The organism is Mesorhizobium sp. WSM4847 (assembly GCF_055811335.1).
This window is the reverse complement of the sequence record NZ_JBVVPY010000060.1, coordinates 1-5,636: the sequence shown is the minus strand read 5'-3', so window position 1 is coordinate 5,636 and position 5,636 is coordinate 1. Positions and strand designations below refer to the sequence as shown.

Here is a 5,636-nt window from a genome sequence, read left to right as displayed (position 1 = left end):
GACGACGTAGCCCAGGGGCGACTGTGGCCGTTGCGGCTGTTCGATGAGCCGCTCGGCGCGGATGTCTACCTCATCTCCTCCAAATTGAGCGCGCTGACTCCTCCGGAACAAAAATTTGCTGACCTGATTGACGAGCTTCTGGGCCTTCGGGGATGACCTGAAGGTGTGGCACCCAGCAATGCATCATCGAGCGTCTCATCAACGTCGAATGACCTTCATCGCGGCGGCTAGGTCTTCTTGCGAAGGGCCGGTGGATTTGAAAACGCTCCGGCCGATCTCGTTTAGGCGGCCCGGGTGGCCCTGCGCAAGCTCCGTCAGATCCGCTACGATGTCTTCTGTGAAGAATGCGCCCTCGGCGATCGGTTGCGCCAGATCGCCCGCCAGAACAGCCGCCGCGCGCCCGTCGACGAACACCCGCGCCCCAGTGATCGTAGCCGTATCGAGGTGCGATCCCTCCCTCAGCCACGCGCCCGCCGCATCGTCCGGAAATCTCGCTGCGGCGACGGCACGATGCGAACGCTGCTTTATGAAGCCACGCAGACACTGGTGACGCGCGTGACGAAATGGTCGTGGCTGAGGGCGTGCGCGATGAACGTTGCCAGGCAGCGCGGCCGACAGAAGGCCATTGTCGGGTTGGCTCGCCGGCTGGCGGTGATCACGCGTCGCATTTGGCGCGACGGCACGAGTTTCGTTGGACGCGACAAGATATCATGCTGAAAGCCCTGATCGTACGCCCGACCATTGCAGCCTTGCGGCGCGCGCGGTGGCCCGTCAAGGGCAAGTCGCGGCGCGCTGACCTTCGGCCACCCTTGACCGACCACTGCGCGCGCCGGCCAAGCCGAAACCATGTCGGGACGGTAGAACACGGAGATGAAACATGACCGCAGAGCGAGCGTGACAAGGACGTCGGTGGAAAAGCGTCCTTCGCGGGACGATGAATGAGGTGAGTTCGCGAGGGTTGCAGTGCCGGTGACATCACAACGATCAGGACGCCAATTCTTCTGATCTCCATCAAGGCGACGGCTGAGCGCCGATCCCGCAGAGAAGTGAGGCCCTGCGAAAGACCTCAGATGCCGGTGAAGCGGAAAGCTCGAGAAGCGCTTGACTTGCCGAATCGAGAAGCAATCCTCGGACGCGCAGTGTAATGCGAGCCACCTCACCGGCAGAAGCGGACATACGGTCTTACCCTTTGTAGGGAGTCGGACAAACCTGTGAGCCTACCTGTCGGACGCGACAGTCAACCTCTTGATCATGAGTCGTCTTTGGTCGGCATACTTGTTGCAGGCGGAGGATTACTCATTCGCACATCAACGGAGCCGCCTATGTCCACGCAAACGATTTCATTTGAAAGCTATTCGCTGGCGACCGTAGAAAGCACCAGCCAACCTTGTGGCGGTGTATGGCCTTCAACTGGCAGTCAGGACGGCCATATGACGACCTTAGGGGTTCATTCAGAAGTTGGCCGGCTACGCGAGGTCCTTGTTCATCGACCAGACCTTAGCCTCCGCCGCCTTACACCGAAGAACTGCAAGGGCTTCCTCTTCGATGATGTGATTTGGGTCGAGCGTGCGCAACAGGAGCACGATGCCTTCGTGGAAAAATTTCGTGAGCGCGGTGTCGTCGTTCGTTCTTTGGGCGACCTGCTGTCGGAAACTTTGGCGTTGTCCGACGCCCGCGGCTGGCTCCTAAATCGACGCGTCTGTCCTTCAGTCGTCGGCCTGGATTTCGCCAATGAGTTGCGGAGCTGGCTTGACGAGATGCCGTCAAGTCAACTCGCAGCCTTGCTCATTGGCGGGATCGCGCGTGAGGATCTTGACTTTAAGCCGCACGGGCTGACTGGGCGAACATTAAAGCCCGAGGATTTCGTTCTACCTCCTTTACCGAACCAGCTTTTTACGCGTGACAGTTCATGCTGGATCTATGGCGGCGTCTCAATCAACCCCCTGTATTGGCGCGCTAGACGGCCTGAGGCAGAGAATGTTGAGGCAGTCTATCGCTTCCATCCTCGATTTCGCGACGCTAGCTTCACACGCCTGTTGCCTGATCGAACCAACGGTGCGCTCAGTCTTGAGGGGGGGGATGTGATGCCAATTGGTGACGGTGTTGTTCTAATCGGTATGGGTGAGAGGACCACGCCGCAGGCCGTCGAGGCATTGGCGCGCGCTTTGTTCAAGCTCGACAAAATCACTCGCGTTATTGCGGCTCTGATGCCCCGGGACCGTAGCTTCATGCACCTCGACACCATCTTCACCTTCTGCGACCGAGACCTGGTGACGATTTACCCGCCCGTGGTGGAGGGGCTGCGAACGTTCACTCTCCGCCCGGGCAATTCTGAGGATACGGTCGATGTCACCGAAGAGGATGAACCCTTCTTGTCTGTGGTGGCCAAGGCCCTAGGACTTAAGGCTCTCCGAATAGTGCCTACCGGCGGCGATCACTATGAAGCGGAGCGAGAGCAATGGTCCGACGCAAATAACGTAATTGCGGTCGAGCCGGGCGTTGTCGTTACCTACGACCGCAACGTCAACACGAATTCATTACTGAGTCGCGCCGGCGTTGAAGTGATAGCGGTCGAGGGCGCAGAACTCAGCCGTGGTCGAGGTGGCGGCCGTTGCATGACTTGCCCGCTAGCACGCGATCCCAGCTAGAGGGAAGTACTCGCAATGACGATCCCCTTCCTGTCGCCAGCCGCACTGCGGAAGGCGAACTTTTAATACATTGGCCAAGCGGGCGCCGCAAAAGTTGTTGCTCGCCCGTGTTCTACTTCGGATCGCAAATAATAAAAAGAATGCGATGCTTCTCGATCAACCTGCAGAAGGGGGTAAAAGATGTTGTCCATCCCGCAGCGCGCGGATGCTGTGCTAGAAGTCAATCTGGCGGCAATTCAGGCAAATTTCCAGACTGTGTCGGCCATGGTCGGACCACATGTAAGGGTGGCAGCAGTCGTTAAAAATGACGCCTACGGGCTTGGTATTATTGAGGTCACAAGGACGTTGGCCGCCGCCGGATGCGATCTTTTTTTTGTTGGAGATCTCCACGAAGCGATGGCCATAAGAAGTTCCAAGATATGCGCGACGGTTGCGGTTCTCTGCGATCAATTTACGACGTTGAGGAAACACTATAGATCCCGCCGGATTACACCTGTAGTGAATAACTCCGGTGAACTGGACGCTATTAGCGCTGCGGGCGAGGCGCAAACATATTTTCTCAATGTCGAAACCGGCTTCTCTCGCTTCGGGCTTACTTTTGACGACGTACGCAGAAATTATCTTTCCGGCACTTTTAAGCGGCACCCCCCCTCAGTCGTCCTCAGTCACCTCGCTTGTAGCGATCGCGTTGCCGACGCAATGAATGTCTTGCAGAGTAATCGCTTTCGGGCGATCTCCAAACTGCTTGAACCTGCCCGTTGCAGTCTAGCCGCATCCGCCGGTGTTTGGCTCGGAAAGAATTTTCATTTCGATATCGTCCGGGTGGGTTCAGCGCTTTTTGGTCTCAACAACGCCGGCATTCAACCGAACCCTCTTATGCCCGTCGTAAAACTTCAGGCAAATATACTCGATGTGCGCAATGTGCCCAAGGGTGAGGCGGTCGGTTATGGCGCGACATTTCGTACGGTTCGAGACAGCCGCATAGCGATCTTGGGCATCGGTTACAAGCATGGCCTTCCATGGGCCTGCGGAAACAGAATATCCGTCCGGTTTGCTGGATATTCGGCTCCTCTGGTCGGAAGAACGTCGATGGACTCCACCGCGATTGACATAACGGACGTTCCTGAGGCAGTTTGTCTTCCGACCGTCTCGGTCGAATTGCTGGGTGAGAGTTTCACCGTGAATGATCTCGCGGCGGCCGCTGACGCTTATGCTCCGGAAGTGCTGATGCGCGTCGCCGCCGGGTGCGCAAGACGATACTTGAATGTGCCCTCTGCACTGCGATCTTCAAGAGTTAGGACTGATTAATGGCAAGCCCGGGTTCGAAAGCGATCGGCTGGGGAACCATGCATTACAGCTGGGTCAGGCACCGTTTCCACTCTGCGGTGCGGGAATCATCCATCTCAACAGGTCGTCCTCGGCCAGTTCAAGTCGACTGACGGGGACCCGCCGCACCGGCTGTGGCCGGTAGCGACGTTGAAGCCCTGCATACTGGGTGCTCGATGCCGACTGGTTTTGAGCCGATACTGCCACGTCGTCTATGCCAGTACAGCGGCGGAGCCATCGACAGCGCTCTCCTCGCGCTCATTGGGCATGACTTGGCGAAAGCGACACGCGAAGTATGGTTGTGTCAGATATTCACCACCTTACGCCCGCGATGCCCGCCCGCCTTCACAGCCGCGCGGACTGCCCAGTGAGTCGTCTCGTGTGATCGGCGAGCGTCCCCTCCACGAGCTTCTCGACCAGCGCAGACTGAAGTGGTGCAATGCTCGGGGCACGTCTTGTCGCGCAGCAAATTGTTAATGACGCCGTTCCCGCGCCGCCACACGCCCGATCTTCGACTGGCTGACTACCACGATCGCGGCGGCCCCAGACCACCAACAGAGTGAAACGTGCTCGCCAGAAGCAGTTGACGCAACGTTCCATTGAATGAAAATATTAATGTCATATATCTTTACAAGTATTTTGCCTACAATCACAAAAATTGCCCATCGCCGGGCTTTCGAGATAAGACCGAACTTGCTACACGGATGCGATAGAGTTATTGCAAGGAAGAAGCGTCTTTTATATACGGCGATCTTCTGGCGATCAATTTGCTAGCCTGGCTTGAGGCGTTGGTGCCGCAAGAGGCGAAAAGCGCCTGGCTTGGTCAAAGTTTTCCCGCAATATCTCTGGTAGTCTTTATTCTGTAGGAGCTCATCCAACATGAGAATAATGTCGTTTAAGCCGGGCCATGACGGCGCAATTGCAGCACTGGATGCGTCAGCAGCCGAGCTCATCTATTCATACGAGGCTGAGAAGGATAGCTTCCCAGATATTCGACCATCACTCCATCAGCGGTCCTCGACGCCGCTAGCCGCTTGCACGCCATTCCGGATGTGATTGCCGTGAGTGGCTGGTCGATCACGGAAATCCCGGGCCACAGCCCCGTTGCGGCAGGCTACTATGGCCCTGGCAACGGATCGGGGATTGTCGGCGAGACATCTATCTTCGGCAGGAAGGTGCATTTCTATTCCTCAACGCACGAACGCTCCCATCTCTGGGGATCCTACGGCATGTCGCCGTTCCCCTGGGAATGCCTTGTTATGCCCTGATTTGCGAAGGTGACATCGGCGATTTCTATGAGGTCGATGAGCGACTGCAGGTAGCTCGTTTGGGAAGGGTAATAACGGCTCCAGGTAGCAAGTATGCTCTTCTCTATGCGTTGGCCGATCAGAAATTCACCTTTCCCAAAGAACACTTGCGCTTCGAAGACGCCGGCAAGGTAATGGCGCTTTGCGCCTATGGGCAGCCCGGATCGCCTGACCGGGACGAGCAGGCGCTGATTGATTACCTGCTTCCAAGCGATCTGTACCCGCTGTCCACGGAAAATCTGTGGAATTCGCCCTACTACAACATTGGCGTAACCGATCAGGTCCAAAGGAGACTTCTGCATGAAAGCAAAGAGATGGTTTTTTGAGGAGCCCCTGGCCCAGGCAGATCCTGAAC

At 57.0% G+C, this 5,636-nt stretch carries 3 protein-coding genes and 1 pseudogene; 3 read left to right on the top strand and 1 reads right to left on the bottom strand.

Features of this window, described 5'->3' with window-relative positions:
* Positions 1–474: 474 nt before the first annotated feature.
* From AC0L28_RS34225 to alr, 3 genes and pseudogenes are all read left to right on the top strand, one after another.
* A pseudogene (locus AC0L28_RS34225) lies at positions 475–707 on the top strand (IS110 family RNA-guided transposase); the annotation flags it as partial.
* 723 nt (positions 708–1,430) lie between these two features.
* The gene (locus AC0L28_RS34220) at positions 1,431–2,648 is read left to right on the top strand and encodes an arginine deiminase (protein WP_473482878.1); all 1,218 of its coding nucleotides are present in this window, start codon (positions 1,431–1,433) and stop codon (positions 2,646–2,648) included.
* A gap of 180 nt (positions 2,649–2,828) precedes the next feature.
* A complete protein-coding gene (gene alr / locus AC0L28_RS34215; RefSeq protein WP_473482876.1) occupies positions 2,829–3,956 on the top strand; it encodes an alanine racemase in 1,128 nt (375 codons plus the stop codon).
* A 1,240-nt stretch (positions 3,957–5,196) separates the two neighbouring features.
* Here alr and AC0L28_RS34210 read toward each other — a convergent pair.
* On the bottom strand, positions 5,197–5,636 hold a 440-nt coding region (locus AC0L28_RS34210), incomplete at its 5' end, for a hypothetical protein (RefSeq protein ID WP_473482874.1).